This window comes from Legionella drozanskii LLAP-1 (genome assembly GCF_001467585.1).
GTDB classification, from domain to species: Bacteria; Pseudomonadota; Gammaproteobacteria; order Legionellales; family Legionellaceae; genus Tatlockia; species Tatlockia drozanskii.
In genome coordinates, this window is sequence record NZ_LNXY01000021.1 from 37,534 (window position 1) to 37,886 (window position 353).

The following is a 353-nucleotide window of genomic DNA, read 5'->3' on the forward strand; positions in this document are numbered from 1 at the left end:
AGGCTCCAATCTTCCAATAATTTTTCTTTGACAAATTCAGCAACTTCTTTAGTAAATTTTGTAGAAATATCTTTTTGCTTTTCTTCTCTCCTTCACATATGTTTGCGCATAATCCGGCTTGTAAGTCCAATAACCTAATCTTGTTCTTACAAACGTAATATTACGCTTAAACTCACGGCAGATTGTCGATTTATGTACACCAATTTCTTTTGCTATCTGAGTTTGATTAAAACCAGCTTTCCAAAGCGCTAAAATTTGACAGCGCTTTAGATAATTAAAATGACGATGACCCACTACGCAACTCCTTGTAAAAATTAGTGAACGACAAAAGATTTACTATAAAATATTGTCCA

General features: G+C 33.1%; 1 protein-coding gene. It reads right to left on the reverse strand.

Translation table 11 applies throughout. The features are described 5' to 3' along the window. Positions 1-48: 48 nt before the first annotated feature. A complete protein-coding gene (locus Ldro_RS09240; protein ID WP_058496141.1) occupies positions 49-294 on the reverse strand; it encodes a helix-turn-helix domain-containing protein in 246 nt (81 codons plus the stop codon). Positions 295-353 lie beyond the last annotated feature (59 nt).